Annotated in this window: 15 protein-coding genes; 5 read left to right on the top strand and 10 right to left on the bottom strand. The window is 61.6% G+C overall.

The genetic code is table 11. From position 1 onward, the window contains the following. Positions 1 to 62 precede the first annotated feature (62 nt). The gene (pepN, locus tag ACST81_RS17420) at positions 63 to 2,711 is read right to left on the bottom strand and encodes an aminopeptidase N (RefSeq protein WP_438749427.1); all 2,649 of its coding nucleotides are present in this window, start codon (positions 2,709 to 2,711) and stop codon (positions 63 to 65) included. Between the two features lie 473 nt (positions 2,712 to 3,184). On the opposite strand from pepN, the gene ACST81_RS17415 reads away from it, so the two are divergent. Continuing rightward, complete coding sequence (locus ACST81_RS17415) at positions 3,185 to 4,123, top strand: DMT family transporter (RefSeq protein WP_438749426.1); 939 nt, start codon at positions 3,185 to 3,187, stop codon at positions 4,121 to 4,123. Between the two features lie 3 nt (positions 4,124 to 4,126). On the opposite strand, the gene ACST81_RS17410 is transcribed toward ACST81_RS17415, so the two are convergent. From ACST81_RS17410 to ACST81_RS17385, 6 genes are all read right to left on the bottom strand, one after another. Continuing rightward, entirely contained in the window at positions 4,127 to 5,407 is a 1,281-nt protein-coding gene (locus tag ACST81_RS17410; RefSeq protein WP_438749425.1) for an MFS transporter, read from the bottom strand. 209 nt (positions 5,408 to 5,616) lie between these two features. Beyond that, the gene (locus tag ACST81_RS17405) at positions 5,617 to 6,402 is read right to left on the bottom strand and encodes a hypothetical protein (protein ID WP_438749424.1); all 786 of its coding nucleotides are present in this window, start codon (positions 6,400 to 6,402) and stop codon (positions 5,617 to 5,619) included. Between the two features lie 198 nt (positions 6,403 to 6,600). Next, positions 6,601 to 6,741, bottom strand: coding sequence for a hypothetical protein (locus tag ACST81_RS17400; RefSeq protein WP_438749423.1), 141 nt, complete (start codon positions 6,739 to 6,741; stop codon positions 6,601 to 6,603). A gap of 63 nt (positions 6,742 to 6,804) precedes the next feature. After that, on the bottom strand, positions 6,805 to 6,981 hold the full coding sequence (locus tag ACST81_RS17395) for a hypothetical protein (protein ID WP_112405756.1): 177 nt from the start codon (positions 6,979 to 6,981) through the stop codon (positions 6,805 to 6,807). Positions 6,982 to 7,133: 152 nt separating this feature from the next. Further along, a complete protein-coding gene (locus tag ACST81_RS17390; protein WP_438749422.1) occupies positions 7,134 to 8,030 on the bottom strand; it encodes a uracil-DNA glycosylase in 897 nt (298 codons plus the stop codon). A gap of 78 nt (positions 8,031 to 8,108) precedes the next feature. Then, positions 8,109 to 9,407: an Hsp70 family protein gene (locus ACST81_RS17385; protein ID WP_438749421.1), complete on the bottom strand. Its 1,299-nt coding sequence runs from the start codon at positions 9,405 to 9,407 to the stop codon at positions 8,109 to 8,111. A gap of 405 nt (positions 9,408 to 9,812) precedes the next feature. On the opposite strand from ACST81_RS17385, the gene ACST81_RS17380 reads away from it, so the two are divergent. The 3 genes from ACST81_RS17380 to ACST81_RS17370 all read left to right on the top strand — a co-directional run bounded on the left by ACST81_RS17380 (position 9,813) and on the right by ACST81_RS17370 (position 13,663). Continuing rightward, positions 9,813 to 11,477, top strand: a complete 1,665-nt coding sequence (locus tag ACST81_RS17380) for an electron transfer flavoprotein-ubiquinone oxidoreductase (protein WP_438749420.1) — start codon at positions 9,813 to 9,815, stop codon at positions 11,475 to 11,477. Positions 11,478 to 11,916: 439 nt separating this feature from the next. Beyond that, the gene (locus ACST81_RS17375; protein ID WP_438749419.1) at positions 11,917 to 12,879 is read left to right on the top strand and encodes an IS110 family transposase; all 963 of its coding nucleotides are present in this window, start codon (positions 11,917 to 11,919) and stop codon (positions 12,877 to 12,879) included. Positions 12,880 to 13,045: 166 nt separating this feature from the next. Further along, a complete protein-coding gene (locus ACST81_RS17370; RefSeq protein WP_438749418.1) occupies positions 13,046 to 13,663 on the top strand; it encodes a L,D-transpeptidase in 618 nt (205 codons plus the stop codon). 59 nt (positions 13,664 to 13,722) lie between these two features. Here ACST81_RS17370 and ACST81_RS17365 read toward each other — a convergent pair whose 3' ends face one another. Then, positions 13,723 to 14,628: a DMT family transporter gene (locus ACST81_RS17365; protein WP_438749416.1), complete on the bottom strand. Its 906-nt coding sequence runs from the start codon at positions 14,626 to 14,628 to the stop codon at positions 13,723 to 13,725. A 147-nt stretch (positions 14,629 to 14,775) separates the two neighbouring features. Between ACST81_RS17365 and ACST81_RS17360 the strand changes: the two genes are divergently transcribed. Continuing rightward, positions 14,776 to 15,249, top strand: a complete 474-nt coding sequence (locus ACST81_RS17360) for an Lrp/AsnC family transcriptional regulator (RefSeq protein WP_438749415.1) — start codon at positions 14,776 to 14,778, stop codon at positions 15,247 to 15,249. 40 nt (positions 15,250 to 15,289) lie between these two features. Here the strand turns inward: ACST81_RS17360 and ACST81_RS17355 are convergent, their stop codons facing one another. Both ACST81_RS17355 and ACST81_RS17350 read right to left on the bottom strand, forming a co-directional pair. Continuing rightward, positions 15,290 to 15,739, bottom strand: a complete 450-nt coding sequence (locus ACST81_RS17355; RefSeq protein WP_438749414.1) for a DoxX family protein — start codon at positions 15,737 to 15,739, stop codon at positions 15,290 to 15,292. A gap of 201 nt (positions 15,740 to 15,940) precedes the next feature. Then, a complete protein-coding gene (locus ACST81_RS17350) occupies positions 15,941 to 16,951 on the bottom strand; it encodes a zinc-binding alcohol dehydrogenase family protein (protein ID WP_438749413.1) in 1,011 nt (336 codons plus the stop codon). Positions 16,952 to 16,973 lie beyond the last annotated feature (22 nt).

Raw genomic sequence — 16,973 nt, 5'->3', positions numbered from 1 at the left:
CCTTCAGAAACGAAAAAACCCTGCAATCGCAGGGTTTGTCCGAGCATTCCTCTTGATATTTCCTAGCCTTTGAGCATGCGCTCGACGATGTCGCTGACGTCGGGCGAAAGCTTGGCGCCAGCTGCGACTTCGCGCAGCGCATCGCGTGCGTGGTTTGCGCGAATTTCCTCCAGCGAGCGCCAGGACCGCATCGACGTCAGGATGCGCGCCGCCAGTTGCGGATTGCGCGGATCGATATCGAGGATTTGGCGGGCGAGGAAGCGATAACTCTCGCCATCGGCGCGGTTGAAACCGGTCGGGTTCGAAAAGGCGAACGTGCCGACCAGTGAACGCACGCGGTTGGGGTTGGAACCGTTGAACGACGGGTCGCCCATCAGCGCCTTGACGCGGTCGAGTGCTTCAGCGCCGGGAATGGTCGCCTGAATGGTGAACCACTTGTCGATGACCAGCGCGTTGTCGGCGAAGCGTGCCTTGAACGTGGCGAGCGCTTCCTTTGCTTCTGCCGACGCAGGGAAGCGATGTGCCAGGATTGTCAGTGCCTGGCTGAGGTCCGTCATGTTGTTGGCCGCCTTGAAGGCTGCTGCGGCGCGATCGGGGGCGTTTTCGGCATAGATGAGATAGGAGAGGGCGGTATTGCGCAGCGCCCGGCGTCCGGCACTGGCAGCATCCGGGCTGAACGCGCCTGTATCGACCAGTTCGTCGGCGAGCTTGGTGAAAATCTCACGACCGGCCTGTGCGATCGCCGTCATGATCTGCTGGCGTCCGGTATGGATGGCGTCCGGATCGTTGTTGCTGCCGATTTCGCGAGCGATGTCGGCTTCGCTTGGAAGGGCGAGCGCTTGCGCACGGAAGGCTGGCTCCAGCGTGCCGTCAGCTGCCGCCGCGAGCAGTGCCTCGGTTAGGGCCGCGTCGCATTGCGCGGGCTTGCCGGCCCTTGCGCTGGCCGTCGCCGCGACGAGGTTCGGCAGGGCGAGATCGTTCAAGGCCTGCCAACGGGCGAAGAGATCACGTTCGTGCTTGGCGATATGGGCGCGATCAGCCGGCGCCTGCTCGAAATGTAGGTTGATCGGCGCCGAGAAACCGCGGTTGAGCGACAGGACCGGGCGCGAGGTAATGCCGTTGAAGACAATGGTCTGGTTGCGCTCGACGAGATGCAGCACGTCGCCAGTGATTTCGGCGCCCGTTGCCGATGAGACATCAGCCTCTGAGCCGTCTTCCAACAGCAGGCCGAACCGCAGCGGGATGTGTATTGGGTCCTTGGTGCTCTGCCCGGGCGTCGGCGGCACCATCTGTTCCAGCGACAGGGTGAAGGTCTGCCTGGCGGCGTCATAGGCGGTCGACGCGCTGACGAGCGGCGTTCCGGCCTGGTGGTACCAGAGCGAGAATTGCGTCAGGTCACGCTTGCTGACTTCGGCGAAGCAGTCGACGAAATCCTCGATCGTGACGGCCTGTCCGTCATGGCGATCGAAATAGAGTTCCATGCCCGCCTTGAAGAGATCGGCGCCCAAGAGCGTCGCGATCATCCGGGTGACCTCGCTGCCTTTTTCATAGACAGTCGTCGTGTAGAAGTTGTTGATTTCGCGATATTTTGTTGGGCGAACCGGGTGGGCGAGGGGGCCGGCATCCTCGGGGAACTGCTCGGCCTTGAGGTGGCGGACTTCGGCGATGCGCTTGACCGTGCGCGAGCGCTGGTCGGCCGAGAATTCGTGGTCGCGATAGACCGTCAGGCCTTCCTTAAGGCAGAGCTGGAACCAGTCGCGGCAGGTGATGCGGTTGCCGGTCCAGTTGTGGAAATATTCATGTGCGATGATCGCCTCGATATTGGCGTAGTCGGCATCGGTCGCTGTTTCGGGGTCGGCCAGAACGTACTTGTCGTTGAAGACATTCAGGCCCTTGTTCTCCATGGCGCCCATGTTGAAATCGGAGACGGCGACGATCATGAAGATGTCGAGATCGTATTCGCGGCCAAACCGCTCCTCGTCCCATTTCATCGACCGCTTCAGGGCGTCCATGGCATAGGTGGCGCGCGGCTCCTTGCCGTGTTCGACATAGATTTTCAGCGTGACGTCGCGGCCGGACATCGTCGTGAAAGTATCCTCGACGACGCCGAGATCGCCGGCTACCAGCGCGAAGAGATAGCTCGGCTTCGGATGCGGATCGAACCAGGCCGCGAAATGCCGGCCGTCGCCCATGCCGGCGCCGCCGAGATAATTGCCGTTTGACAGCAGCAGCGGCGCGGTTTCCTTGTCGGCGATGATGTTGACCGTGTAGACCGCGAGCACGTCGGGGCGATCGGGGAAATAGGTGATGCGGCGGAAGCCCTCCGCCTCGCACTGGGTGCAATAGACATTGCTGGTGCGATAAAGGCCCATCAGCTTGGTGTTGGCCTCCGGGTTGATTTCGGTGGTGATCGTCACCTCGAACGGCGCCGACGCCGGCAGGTCGCGAATGGTCAGCGTATGCTCGGCGGCATCATAATTGGCTGTCGGAATTTCTTCCTGGTCGAGCAGCAAGCCAGTCATCTTCAGTTCGTCGCCATCGAGAACCAGCGGCACATCCCCGGCCACGCCTTCGCGCCGGTGGAAGATCAGCCGAGCTTCGACCTTAGTTTCGGTCGGGTCCAGTTCGAAGGTGAGATCCACTCTCTCAAGGACGAAATCCGTCGGCCGGTAGTCTTCCAGATGAATGATTTCGCCCGTATCTGTCCGCATTGTGTGTCCCGTTTGTTTTCCGTCGCGTCATGCCGCCGGAAAGGCCTGGTCAGTGTGATGAGGCTCAGCGACACACGCGGAGCTTCGGGGTGGCTGAGATCTGGAGTTTCGATCGCGCGTGCGCATTTTCACCGCGCCAATCCATCCTCCCTTTACTTGCATCAGACATTTACGAAATTCGCCCTAACAATATTTAAACCGGCTGTGCATTTTTGGCACAAGCGACGCAAATTTCCAGAGAAATTCCGGGAGCTTGGGCGAATACGGTCTATTGCGCCGGTAGCAGCAGACTATGATATCGATGAACGTGCATCAAATATTTCCGGCTCGCATCACGAAAATTGATCCCTCGTGCAGCCGAGGCGCGCTAGAGTATTTGTATTCCAGCGATGGATTCTCTGTCGCATCTCCCGCAGCCCGTCGTTTCGCAAAGACTTTCGGCCCGCTGCCGCCTGCCTGACGAGCCCGATTGCATGGATGCCGAATTTCCACACCCGATGAAGGGCATCGCGCTCAAGGTCTTTTCCGTACTCGTTTTCGTCTGCATGTCGACGTTGATCAAGGCGGCGGGAACGGAGATCGCCACCGGGCAGATCACCTTTTATCGCTCCGCCTTCGCTATGGTGCCGATCCTCGGTTATCTCGCCGTCAAGGGGCACTTGCGCACCGCCTTTCACACCAAGGATATTTTCGGCCATCTCGCTCGGGGCTTCATCGGCATCCTGGCGATGAGCTTCGGTTTCTACGGCCTGGTGCATCTGCCTCTGCCGGAAGCGATCGCCATCGGTTATGCGATGCCGCTATTGGCCGTGGTATTCGCCGCCGTCTTCCTGAAGGAGACTGTGCGGGTCTATCGCTGGTCGGCGGTTCTGATCGGTCTTGTCGGGGTGATGATCATCACCTGGCCGCGCCTGACCTTGCTGCGGGACGGTGGATTCGGCTCGGGCGAAGCGCTCGGCGCGCTGGCCGTGCTTTTGTCGGCAGCGCTGGGTGCCGTCGCGATGGTGCTGGTGCGCAAACTGATCGCGAAAGAGCGCACGCACACGATCGTGCTCTATTTCTCCCTCTCGGCCTCCTGCTTCTCGTTGCTGACGCTGCCGTTCGGCTGGGAGCCGCTGCCGTGGAATTCCTTCCTTCTCCTGATGGCGGCCGGCTTTTGTGGCGGCGTCGCGCAGATCCTGCTGACCCAGAGCTACCGCTACGCCGACATGTCGACCATCGCGCCGTTCGAATATACGTCGATCATCCTCGGCCTGCTGATCGGCTATTTCCTGTTCGGCGAGGTGCCGACCGGTGTCATGCTGATCGGCACGGCGATCGTGGTGGCGGCCGGCATCTTCATCATTTTCCGCGAACACCAGCTTGGCCTCGAGCGCAAGGGCGCCCGCAAGCACGTCACACCGCAGGGATAGCGATCAGTACGCCCGGGGCGGCACCGTGTCGTCGTCGATCAGCCCGCCCGGCCGCACGGCCTGATTCATGGCGTTGACCGCTTCGGTCCCCGGTGTCGGTACGGTGTTCGCCTGGAAATCCGTCTTGGCAACGAGGCCGTCATGCTGGTGGCGCTGGGCGATGCGCCATGCAGCATAGGCGGCATAGAGCGCGAAATAGACCGCCAGGACCAGAAAGAGCGAGGCCGGGCCGAACCGGTCCATCACCGGGCCGACCATCAGCGGGCCGGAAATCGTGCCCACGCCATAGGTGATCATCATGCCGGAGGAGACCTCGACATATTCGTTCGGCCGGGCGAGGTCGTTGGCATGGGCGACGTTCAGCGCATAGATCGGAAACAGCACCGAGCCGACGAAGGCGGCGATGACATAGAGTATCAGCGGACCTGCATCGACGAAGGCCACCATGGCAAGACACGAGATCACCCCGACAATGCCGCAGCCAACCATGACGATACGCCGGTCGACCCTGTCGGAGGTGCGGCCGATCGGGATCTGTGAGACAGCGCTTCCGGCCAGCAGCGCTGCCAGAAGCGTGGCGCCCTCGGTCGTCGATAGGCCGATCTTCTGCGTGAACACGCCGCCGAGATTGAGCCAGGCACCCGACATGGCGCCGGCAAGAAACGCGCCGACGACCGCGACCGGGGAGCGGCGATAAAGCCCCGGCACGTCGAACTTCGCCTGGGCCGGCGGTGCGGGCATGGCCGAGGAAGAGAGCGCGGTGGGCAACAGCGCGAGGGAAAACAGCACGCCGCAGAGAATGAACAGCGACGAATTGGTGGGATCGCCGAGCGGCACGAGATACTGGCCGCCGATCGTGCCGACCATGGTGGTGATCAGATAGAGCGAAAACAGCATGCCACGGTTTTCATTGGTCACGCGCTCGTTCAGCCAGCTCTCGATGACGAGATAGCTGCCCGCGATCGCAAAGCCGGAAATCGCGCGGAAGAAGATCCACGCTCGCCAATCGACCACAAGCCCGCACATCAGGATGGCAACGCTGAGCAGGGTGATCAGCGCGGCGAACACCCGGACATGGCCGACGCGCGCCACGAATTTCGGCGTGATGACGCAGGAGATCGTGAAGCCCAGCGTGTAGCCTGTCGCGATCCACGAAATGACCAGCGTCGACCAGCCCTCGGCCACCGACCGCACCGGCAGCACATAACTCGCCAATCCGAAGCCGACCATCATCAGCGATGTGGAGAGCATCAGGCTGAACACGGATCTGAGGCTGGAAATCATGCGGGCTCCTGGGCACCTGATGCCTGACCAGTGTGCAAAATGTTGGGCGGCTCAGCAGCAGCGCGGGAACGGGTTATCGTGGGTGCCAGCTTGGTACACCGCTGCGGAAATTACACAAGAGTGTCGTCGCATGCGGTTTTGCCGTCGCTGTCGATTGCGACAAGGAGTGGCGCAAAAATGCAGGGCATAAGAATAAGTCACGCCGATGGTCAGGACGCTGCGACCGGCGCGGTGCGTAACAGCCTTTCTCCGTCGAAATAGTTTTCCGAGAGAGCGACCATCATAACCGTCGCAAAGAGCGCGCTCAGAATGTAGCTGACGGCGGTTTCGATGATCATCGGAACCGTGATGATACCGGCCAAGCCGGTTGGAAACAGGCTGGGGCTCGGAAACGGGACGGCGGTTACGCCCCAGGAAATGGCCGGAAAGACGATCAGAAGCGGCAGTATCCGGAAAAAGCTCCGCCAGAACATCCGCGATCCTCGAGCGGCGGCATCGGAGAACTGGGGACGGATGCCATGCACCGTCGCCGGCAACCAGGTTCCGAGCAGCGCGAAGATGGACGAGAAAACAAGGGTCGTGCCCGCGAAAAACGCCAGTACGAAGAGGGGGAGGGGGCCGAACATGGTCGCGTCCGGAAAGAGACCCAACGGTGCCTGACCGGCAAAGGCGAAAAAGACCGGCGCGCATATGGCGAAAACGATAAGATAGAGGACGAAGCCTTTGGCCACGAACGGCACGAAGGCGCCAAGTGATGGCTTCGCGGCACCATGGGGTACAGGCTGGTTCTGGAGGATCGAGGCCCTGAGAATGAAGAACAGGAAAGCCAGCCAGAGCAGGATCATCGCAGCGGTGAGCGAGACGTGAAGTCCCAGATTCCATTGGCTGATCGCGATGATGCCGATGCTCGTCAAGGCGAGATCGAGGACGCAGAACAGCAAATAATAGGGCCAATTTCGAAGAATCAGCGAAAAGGCCTTTGAAAGCAGGGACATCACTAACCTTGCACCGCTGACGAAAATACAACCGCAGCTGTACTCAATCAACGTTCTCGCCGGATGTCAAACCCGTGGTTGTTCCGGCGACAGCGCGCCGTTGCCGGAGGAAATACTCCCCGGCCTTCGTGTTTCGGTTTCGAAAGAGTTATGCAGGTCGCGCAATTGCTGGCCCCCGACCCGAAGATCCCTGGCTGCTCAGCGGGGCAGGAAGCCGCTGGCCGTGTTGCGCTTGGCATCGGTTGCCGGGCATTCCTGGCTCAGGCGGGTGTATTCGCGCGAGGCGCGCACGGCCGTTCCGATATCGGCGATGAGGAAACGGAGCGAACGGACTGACATGATCGGACACCTTTTTAGAGATCGAAGCGATGGCGCGCATTGGTGCGCGCCGCTTGTCTCAGCTTAGCGCTGGATGAATTCCGCGAAAATCTGGTTCGGACGCGTCTTGTGGCCATAGCCGGCCGCCGTCATCTGTTCGTTCGCAGCCGAGCCGAAGCTGTTGAAAGGCGTGCGCAAGGCCGAGCCGGCGTGGCGGAGCGTCTCAAAACTCGAATGCAGGGGGCGAAAACGGGTCGTCATGGTTCAATTCCTTATTCCATTCCTCCCGTGGTTTTATATTGCACCGCAACATCGATTCCGCAACGGACAGCGGCGCGTTGCTGGTATGCGCAATCCGCATGGCTTTCTTCATCGTTTGTTCACAAATCGGGCAAGCCTTTGGAAACCGGCTTTTAACCACGTATCCGGGCGCGAAACGCGAGCAGGTCCTGCCAGGCAAGGCGTTTGCTGCCGGGAGCCGACATGAGGTCCTGCGGGTGCAGCGTGGCTATGGCAGGGATGGTCGTGCCGCCGAAAGTGACGTCACGCCATTCGCCGCGCATGTGATGGATCGTGTCATTGCCGCCGAAAAAGAAGCGGCAGGCAAAATTGCCGAGAACGAGCAGGTGGCGGGGCTCGGCAAGCGCGATTTGCCGCTCGATGAAGGGGCGGCAGATATCGGTTTCGCGCACCGACGGCGGCCTGTTTCCCGGCGGTCGCCAGGGAATGACGTTGGTGAGCAGCGCGGATGTCCGGTCGAGCCCGATCGCCGCCAGCATGCGTTCCAGCATCTGGCCCTGCTTGCCGGAAAAGGGGATGCCGTCGCGGTCGTCGTCGCCGTTCGGCACGGGGCCGATCACCATGATACCGGCCGCTGCATTGCCATCGGCGAAGACCATGTTGCGCGCGCTGTTTTTGAGGTTGCAGCCGGAAAAGGCTTCCATCGCGCTCTTCAATTCCGAAAGGGAGCGGGCGGATTCGGCGGCGAAGCGCGCTTCCGCAATCGCCTGCTCGTGGGGAATAGCCACCTGCGGGGTCGCGGCGGTCGGCGCCGGTGCCTTGGCGGCTGTGCGATTGCCGTTTTCACGGGCAGCCGGCGCTTGCGGTACATCGTTGCGCTCGAAGCTCTGCGCTCTTTGCGCGGCTTGCGTTGCTGCAAATGGGGCGGGGCCGCGCGCGGCTTTGGCCTGCTCGAATTCGGCGAAGCGATCGACGGGATCGTCTTCCAGCAGCCATTCGACGCCCGCTTCCGCATGGAAATGCAGAAGGGCGGCAAGTTCGGCCGGGCTCATCCTGTCGGTGGAAATCATGCCTCACCTTCTACAGAAGGCCGGGCGGCCGGGAAAGAGGAAACTGCCTTCATCCCCCGGTGCCAGTCTTTCGGTCGCTTAGGCCGCCATCGCAGTCCAGCGTTCGATATCGTCCCGTTCGCCGATCAGCGCCAGGCCGTGGGCGATCGACAGCAGTTCGCCGCCGCTTTCGATGCGGTCGTTGGCAAAGCGGTTTTCGAAGATGCGGCGGATAGCTGGCACGAAGGACGTGCCGCCGGTGAGAAATACCTTATCGATGCCTTCAGGCAGGGTGTTGGTCGTGGTGAGCACCTCCTCCAGCGCTTCCTCGATACGGGCGAGATCGGGCGCGATCCAGCTTTCGAAATCGTTGCGGCGCACCGTCTGCCGGCTCTTTTCGCCCAGCGGCTTGAAGAAGAATTCGGTTTCCTCCGCCTGCGACAGCCGCATCTTCGTGGCCGAGATCGCCTGGTAAAGCGGGTAACCCTCGTCGTGATCGACCAGGTCGACGAAGGCTTCGAGCTTTTCCGGCTCCACGGCGGAGCGCACCAGTTGCTTCAGGTCGGTAAAGTCCTTCAACGTCTTGAAAATCGACAGCTGGTTCCAGCGGCCGAAATTGGCATAGTAGCTGGAGGGCACATCCAGCAGCTTGTCGAAGCTCCTGAACTGGCTGCCCTTGCCGATCAGCGGCGAAACCACCGTATCGATGATGCGGAAATCGAAATGGTCGCCGGCCACACCGACGCCGGAATGGCCGACGGGAACGGCCGTCAGCTTGCCGGCATGGCTTTCGAAGCGGATGATCGAATAGTCGGTGGTGCCGCCGCCGAAATCGGCGACCAGCACGGTGGCGTCCTTCTTCAGGTTCTGGGCGAAATAAAAGGCGGCCGCGACCGGCTCGTAGACATAATGAATCTCCGGAAAATCGAAGGACGACAGCGCCCGCTCGTAACGTTCCAGCGCCAGGTTTTCGTCCGGGCTGGTGCCGGCAAAGCGGACGGGACGGCCGACGACGATGCGCTTGTAGTCCTCTTGCCAGCCATCGCCGGCATAGTCCGCGAGCCGGGTGAGGAACGATCGCATCAGGTCTTCGAAACTATTGCGCCGGGCAAAGATCAGCGTGCCCTGGAAGAGGGGGCTGGCGGCGAAGGTCTTGATCGACTGCAGGAAGCGGGCTTCACCGGGATTATCGATGAACTGCTGGATTGCCGCCTGGCCCGCCTCGATCTTCACGGCGGCCGCCCCTAACTGCGCATGCTTCATGAAGGATAGCGCGGTGCGCATCGAATCGGTCGTGCCGGCAGCACTGGTAAAATTCAGCGATTGGGTCGTGTCGCCGTGCGACGCGGCCAGAACCGAATTGGTCGTGCCGAAATCGAAGCCGAGTGCCTTGGCCATGGTTATCTCCAGTCTTTGATCCCGCAACCGCGCATCAAGGCGCCCACGGTGTCGCGGGACCTCTGCATCGCTTCTCAAGGCAGGAATTTGGCAGTCACGTAGGGAGCGACTGCGACAGCGCATTTTTGAAGGGCGGCTCCTCGCACAGGGAGCGGGCAAAAGCAAGGCGGGTTTGCATGTCGAAGTGGCGACCATTGATCTTGTGGACACGATCCAAATCGGCACAAAATATATGACGTTTACGTACACGTCATGTATTTGTATCCTGCGTCATGACCTCATGCGCAAATGCGGTTGGCTGCCGTCGCAGACTGGCTCGACAAGTGGGGCCGCATTTGCCATGACGGAAGACAGAATTGGGAACAAAACCGCGCAAAATGGCCGGGTGTGACTGGAGACGATAAGATGAGCGACGGACAAGAGCTTCCCGAACGCGAAAGCATGGAATTCGACGTTGTGATCGTTGGCGCGGGGCCGGCAGGTCTTTCTGCGGCGATCCGGCTGAAACAGGTCAATCCGGACCTGTCGATCGTGGTCCTGGAAAAGGGTGCCGAGGTCGGCGCGCATATCCTGTCCGGCGCCGTCGTCGATCCGATCGGCATCGACCGGCTGCTGCCGGGCTGGCGCGAGGAAGAGGGGCATCCCTTCAAGACCAAGGTGACGGACGACCAGTTCCTGCTGCTCGGCCCGGCCGGTTCGATCCGTCTGCCGAACTTCGCCATGCCGCCCTTGATGAACAATCACGGCAACTACATCGTCTCGCTCGGGCTCGTCTGTCGCTGGCTGGCTGAAAAGGCCGAAGCGCTGGGCGTCGAGATTTATCCCGGCTTTGCCGCGACCGAAGTGCTCTATGACGAGAAAGGCGCGGTCAAGGGGGTGGCGACCGGCGACATGGGCATAGAGAAGAACGGCGAGCCCGGCCCGAACTTCGCCCGCGGCATGGAACTCATCGGCAAATACACGCTGATCGGTGAAGGCGTGCGCGGCTCGATCGCCAAACAACTGATCGCAAAATACGATCTCTCCAGGGACCGCGAGCCGCAGAAATTCGGCATCGGCATCAAGGAGCTCTGGCAGGTCAGGCCGGAAAACCACAAACAGGGCCTCGTCCAGCATTCGTTCGGCTGGCCGCTCGGCATGAAGACCGGCGGCGGATCGTTCCTCTATCATCTCGAGGACAATCTGGTCGCTGTCGGCTTCGTCGTCCACCTCAACTACAAGAACCCCTATCTCTATCCGTTCGAGGAATTCCAGCGCTTCAAGACGCATCCCGCCATTCGCGGCACCTTCGAGGGCGGCAAGCGGCTGACCTATGGCGCCCGCGCCATCACCGAGGGCGGTTACCAGTCGGTGCCGAAGCTGACCTTCCCCGGTGGCGCGCTGATCGGCTGTTCGGCCGGTCTCGTCAACGTGCCGCGCATCAAGGGCAGCCACAATGCGGTCCTGTCGGGCATGCTCGCCGCCGAAAAGCTGGCCGATGCGATCGCGGCCGGGCGCGCCAATGACGAAGTCGTCGAGATCGAGAACGGCTGGCGCGACAGCGCCATCGGCCAGGACCTGAAGCGGGTGCGCAACGTCAAGCCGCTCTGGTCGAAATTCGGCACCGCCATCGGCGTCGCGCTCGGCGGCCTCGACATGTGGACAAACCAACTGTTCGGCTTCTCCTTCTTCGGGACGCTGAAGCACGGCAAGACCGACGCCCAGTCGCTGGAGCCGGCATCCCAGCACAAGCCGATCGCCTATCCCAAGCCGGATGGCGTTTTGACCTTCGACCGTCTCTCCTCGGTGTTCCTGTCGAACACCAATCACGAGGAAAACGAGCCGGTGCATCTCCTGGTCAAGGACATGGACCTGCAGAAGCGCTCCGAACATGACATCTTCGCCGGTCCCTCGACCCGCTACTGTCCGGCCGGCGTCTACGAATGGGTGGAAAAGGACGGACAGGACGTCTTCGTCATCAACGCCCAGAACTGCGTCCACTGCAAGACCTGCGATATCAAGGACCCCAACCAGAATATCAACTGGGTGCCCCCGCAGGGCGGCGAAGGGCCAGTTTATCCGAATATGTGATGCAGAGGTCGGCCGTCGTCGTTGGTGGGTGGTAACTCTGTTGCATGGATCAGACGGGTAGACGGACGTATCGTCTGCCGAAAGCTCGTTTTTTTCTGCGGCGCTCCTTCAACTCCCGTTATCCTCGCCCTCGTGGCGGGGATCCAGCGACCCGACGTCCGTCGGGTCGAAAGACTCTTTCAGCTCAATGACTTGATCTGGCTGGATTCCTGTGGCGGGCACAGGAATTGTCTGTCTGAATCATGCTTTAATGGGGTGAAGCTGGATCATGCCCGGGGTGGCCACCCCGGGCATGATGCGGTCACGCGCCCGAACAGGAATAGGTCTTGACGACCGGCCTCATCCTGGGCCGTGAGCGCACCAGCTTCGCATCGCTTGTTGACTTGAATGGGCCGGTTTTCACCGCGCCCGCAGACAATGCCAAGCATGGAGCCCCATCATGATCGCGAATGCCGATGAAATCCAGTCCACCCTCGGCTGTGATGTCGCCAAGGATACCGTCACCCTTTTCGACAGCCGCACCTTGAAAACTCTCACCGTCTCCAACACGACAGCTGCTCTGAAGGCGGCTCTGAAGCCCTATGCCGGACGCACCGGCATGCTTGCCATCTGCGAGGCGACCGGCGGTTACGAAGACGAACTGCTGCGCGTTCTGGAGAGCCTGGCCATCCCGGCCCACCGCGCCGATGCCGCGCGGGTGAAGGCCTTCATCCGCTCTTGCGGCACGATGGCCAAGACCGACCCGATCGATGCCCGCCATATCGCCGAATACGGCCTCCTGCGGGCAAAATCGCTGCCGCGCTTCCAGGCGCCGGAGCCACAGGACGCGCGCATGAAGCTTTTGGTCGCACGCCGGGCCGACCTCGTTGCCATGCGGGTGCAGGAAGAAAACCGGCTGAAGGCGCCGCGCAACAAGCCGATCGCGCGCGAAATCGCCGGGCATGTCGCCGAGATCAAGCGGCGCATCGATGCCATCGACCGGCAGATCGAGGCGACCGTCAGCGGCAACCGCCGGATGAAGGAGCGTCAGGCGATCCTGCGCGGTGTCCCAGGCATCGGAAAGGTGATCGCTCCCGTCCTGCTCGCCCTCATGCCCGAACTCGGCCGGATCGACCGCAGGCAGGCCGCAAGTCTCGCCGGCTGTGCGCCGCATCCCCGCGACAGCGGCACCTATAAAGGACGGCGATTTGCCACCGGCGGGCGCCGCCAGCTCCGCCCGCTGCTCTTCACCGCCGCCATGGCCGCAAGCCACAGCAAAAGCCACCTCGCCGTCATATACCGACGCCTCCTGGCCGCGGGAAAATCAAAGATGACAGCCCTCGGCGCCCTCATGCGACACATCGTCGTCATCGCAAATGCAAGGCTCAAGGAATATGAAGCCGCCGATGCACGACTGACTTGATGAGGGAGGACACTTTGAGCCCGCCAACAAAACCTGCCTTTGCTGTCGAGCGTCGTCGCAGGCACGCGAACATCCAAATCGTGCACGATTTCAACGCGCTTAACCGCCCATTAACCATGTTCTCCTTAATTTCGGTCGCATCAACCGGATCTTAAGGAAACTCACGATGTCGATCTCCCGCCGTGGCCTGCTCATCGGCTTTTCTGCACTGCTTGCCGGTTGCGCCACCAATGGGCCGAACCATGCGGCCAACTATGCGGCGAAACCCGACGAGAAGTTTCCGATGCCGGCCATGCCGCTCGACAAGATCAAGCCGGAACTGCGTCGCCAACAGGTGGCCTATGCGACGAAACATGATGCCGGCACGGTGGTCGTCGATACGCCGGCGCGGCGGCTCTACTATATCCTCGGTGATGGCGAGGCGATGCGCTACGGCATCGGCGTCGGCCGCAACGGCTATGCGCTGGCGGGTTCCGCTTACATTGGCCGCAAGGCCGAATGGCCAACATGGACGCCGACCGGCAACATGATCCGCCGCGATCCCGGCAAGAACCTCAAATATGCCGGCGGCGTTCCCGGCGGGCCGAACAATCCGCTCGGCGCGCGGGCGATCTATCTCTACCAGAACGGCAATGACACGATGTTCCGCATCCACGGCACGACGCAGCCCTGGTCAATCGGGCAGGCCATGTCGAGCGGCTGCGTGCGTATGCTCAACCATGACGTGGTCGATCTCTATGAACGCGTCGGAGTCGGCGGCCGCGTCGTCGTGCTGCAGGCTTGAGACACAAAGGCCGGCCCGGTTTGACCGGGCCGCCGCTTCTGATCGAATTGTGACGATGATCAGCGCCGGGCCGCAAACAGGCCGGTGGACAAGGCAACGCCGAGGCCGGTGATGACGGCCGCGCCGATCTCGAACGCTCCGATCTGTTCGCCCAGAAGAATGCCGCCGCCCAGCGTCGCCAGGACCGGCGTGATCGCCGTGAAGGCGGCCGCCTGCGTGCCGCCCAGCACCCGCACCGCCGTGCCATAGGCGACCGTCGCCGTCAGGCCGGATAGGATGCCTTGGCTGAGGACCTGCAGGGCGATCTCGTTTGCCGGGGTGATGGCCAGTGTTGATCCGTAGATCAGCGCGAGGCCGATATGGATCAGTGCCGACCAGAAGGCGATGACGGCGCCAGCTTCGACGGCGGTCAGCCCCGAGCGCTTGAAGGCATGGGTATAGCTGGCCCAGAGCAGGGCGGCGGAGGGCAGCAGGATGAAACTCGTCCAGGGAATGCCGGCACTCGAAAGACTGCTGTAAAGCAGGATGGCGACGCCGGCGAGAATGGCGGCAAGCCCCAGCCAGCGGCTGCGATCCGGCCGCTCCTTGAAGATCAAAACACCGATCAGGGCGGCCGCCAGCGGCATGGAGCCGCCGAGCAGGATGCCAGCCGACGCCGCCGGCGTCTGGTGGATGGCATAGGTGGTCAACTGGAAGAACAGCGCGCCCGAACCCGCCACCATCAGCAGGAGCAGATGAAGCGGCACGCCCTTCGGCAACGGTCCGATCCGCCACCAGACCGGCGCCAATACGATCGCGGGAACGCCATAACGGATCAGGCCGATATCGATCGTCCCGAGCGGCGTCGCCGCGCTGTGGCGGGTGGCAAGAATCCAGCTGGCCCAGATCAGGACGGTAACCGTGCCGCCAAGATAACCAGTTGCTGCCGAGGGGGTGCCGGTGCGGGTGAAGGCGAGCGTAGTCATGGGGCTATCCTCTCTGTTCGAAACGGAAATCCGTTTCCTCGAAAGAAAATCTAGCGCCGGAGGCTAGGGCATGTCCTTGCGAACAATGCCCAAGAATTTATACTGAACGCTATGATGTGCCAATTTTGATGGGAATAGTTTGCAAAAATGCCAAATCTGGATAAATTCGATATTGCCATCCTTCGCATCCTGCAGGAGGACGCGCGGGCGACGAATGTGGAAATTGCCGAGCGCGTGAACCTGTCGCCGTCGCCTTGCCTCCGGCGCATCCGCAATCTCGAAAAGTCCGGCGTGCTGCGGGGCTATCGCGCGGATATCGACCGCAAGCAGGTCGGGCTCGGGCTCACTGTCTTCGTCGAGATCAAGGTGGGGCGTCACAGCCTGGAAAACGCCGTGTCGCAGCAGGACGCGCTTCTGGCGATCCCGGAGGTCGTGTCCTGCTTCCTGATTTCCGGAAGCGCCGATTTCCTGGCGGAAGTGGTGGTGGAAGATTTGGCCGCCTATGAGACGCTGCTGACACAGACCTTGCTGGCATTGCCGGGTGTTTCGGATATCCGCTCAAATTTTGCCATCCGCACCATCAAGACCGGCGGCACGCTGAAACTGCCGGAACCCAGATAAGACCTGCCGGCTCGTATCCGGCAGGCCTTCGCTTGTGTCGTTACGTGTTTGCCTGCGTAGCAAGAGCCGCGTGGGGAGAAGCCACCGCATCGCGTGCCGGGGCGGACTTCCAGGCAACCACCATCAGCGCGCCAATGACCGTGATGTGTTCCATCACCACATAGAACTCCAGCGTCTTCATCGGCTCCTGCATTGTCCAGAACGGATGGGCGATTGGGATGGTGAGGGCGGTGAAGATGCCGAGCGCGCCGGCGCCGAGCCAGGTCCAGCGATTGGCGATAATGAGCGCCGAGCCGCCAAGCTGCGTGACCGCCACCGCAATGTTGAACAACGGGGCGGGCTCCAGTCCGAAGAAGGCCATTTCCGCGACCCCGGCGTTGAAGTCGAGGAGCTTGGCCAGACCGCTGGCCCAGAACATGTAGGTTAGGATAGTGCGAGCGAGATAACCGAACGCGCGGGAATTGACGAGGGTGGCAATGAAGGACGGCATTGTGTTCTCCGGTGGCAGATGAAGGGGCCGCCCCGGAACCGCGCTTCGCTTTCGTTACGGAGCGCGGTTCCGGGGCAGCGCGGCTTCACCGGCTTGGGAGGTGTTCGATGTGCCGCGCTGTCCCCTGTTTACGCAGGCGCATGGCAGGGACGCGTTCCCGTGGGAACTGCGTTGAGTCCTCATTCGACAAGCGAGAACTGGTCAGAATCCAGCCAGCACAAGCTTGCCCTTCGTCCGGCCGCTCTCGATCAGGGCATGAGCCGTCTTCAGGTTTGCCGCATTGATGGTTCCGAGGCTGTCCGTCAGCGTCGAGCGGATCTTGCCGGCATCGACCAGGCGAGAGACCTCGTCCAAAAGGTGGTGCTGCTCCTCCATGTCCTTGGTCTGGTATAGCGAGCGGGTGAACATCAGTTCCCAATGAATGGAGACCGATTTGCGCTTGAAAGGAACGACATCGAGCGTATCGGGATCGTCGATCAGTCCGAACCGGCCCTGCGGCGCGATCAGGTTGACGATGTCGCCGATATGATCAGTCGTGTTGGTCGTTGAAAAGACGAACGCCGGTGCTCCGAGTGCGAGTTGATCGATCTGTCGGGCGAGTGGTTTCGAATGATCGAGCACGTGGTGCGCACCGAGATCATAGGCCCATTTCTGCGTTTCGGGTCGTGACGCCGTCGCGATCACCGTGAGGTTGGTCAGCGCCCGCGCCAGCTGGATCGCGATCGAGCCGACACCGCCGGCGCCGCCGATGATCAGGATGGCGTTCGCACCGGGCACGGGATCATTGACCTTCAGCCGATGAAAAAGCATTTCCCAAGCCGTAATGGCGGTGAGCGGCAGGGCGGCGGCGGCTGGAAAATCAAGCGTTTCCGGCTTCTTGCCGACAAGGCGTTCATCCACCAGATGAAATTCGGCATTCGACCCCGGCCGATCGATGGCGCCGGCATAGAAGACCGCATCGCCGGGCTGGAACAGCTTTACCTTCGGGCCGATTGCCTTGACGATGCCGGCAGCATCGAAGCCGAGGACGCGCAACTGATCGGGCTCCGGCTTGGAACCGGCGCGGACCTTGGCATCCACCGGATTGACGGAAACGGCCTTGATCTCGACGAGCAGATCGCGGCCCTCGGGAGTAGGGACAGGCAGGTCGACGTCGATCAGCGAGGTTTCGGCGGAAATGGCTTGAGGGATCTTGTAGGCGACAGCGCGCATGTTGGCTCCTTCGGGTTTGAAT

The sequence above is a fragment of the Pararhizobium sp. O133 genome, assembly GCF_051669845.1.
Classification (GTDB): domain Bacteria; phylum Pseudomonadota; class Alphaproteobacteria; order Rhizobiales; family Rhizobiaceae; genus Pararhizobium.
The sequence above is the reverse complement of the archived record's forward strand: the minus strand, read 5'-3'. Positions and strand labels throughout refer to the sequence as shown.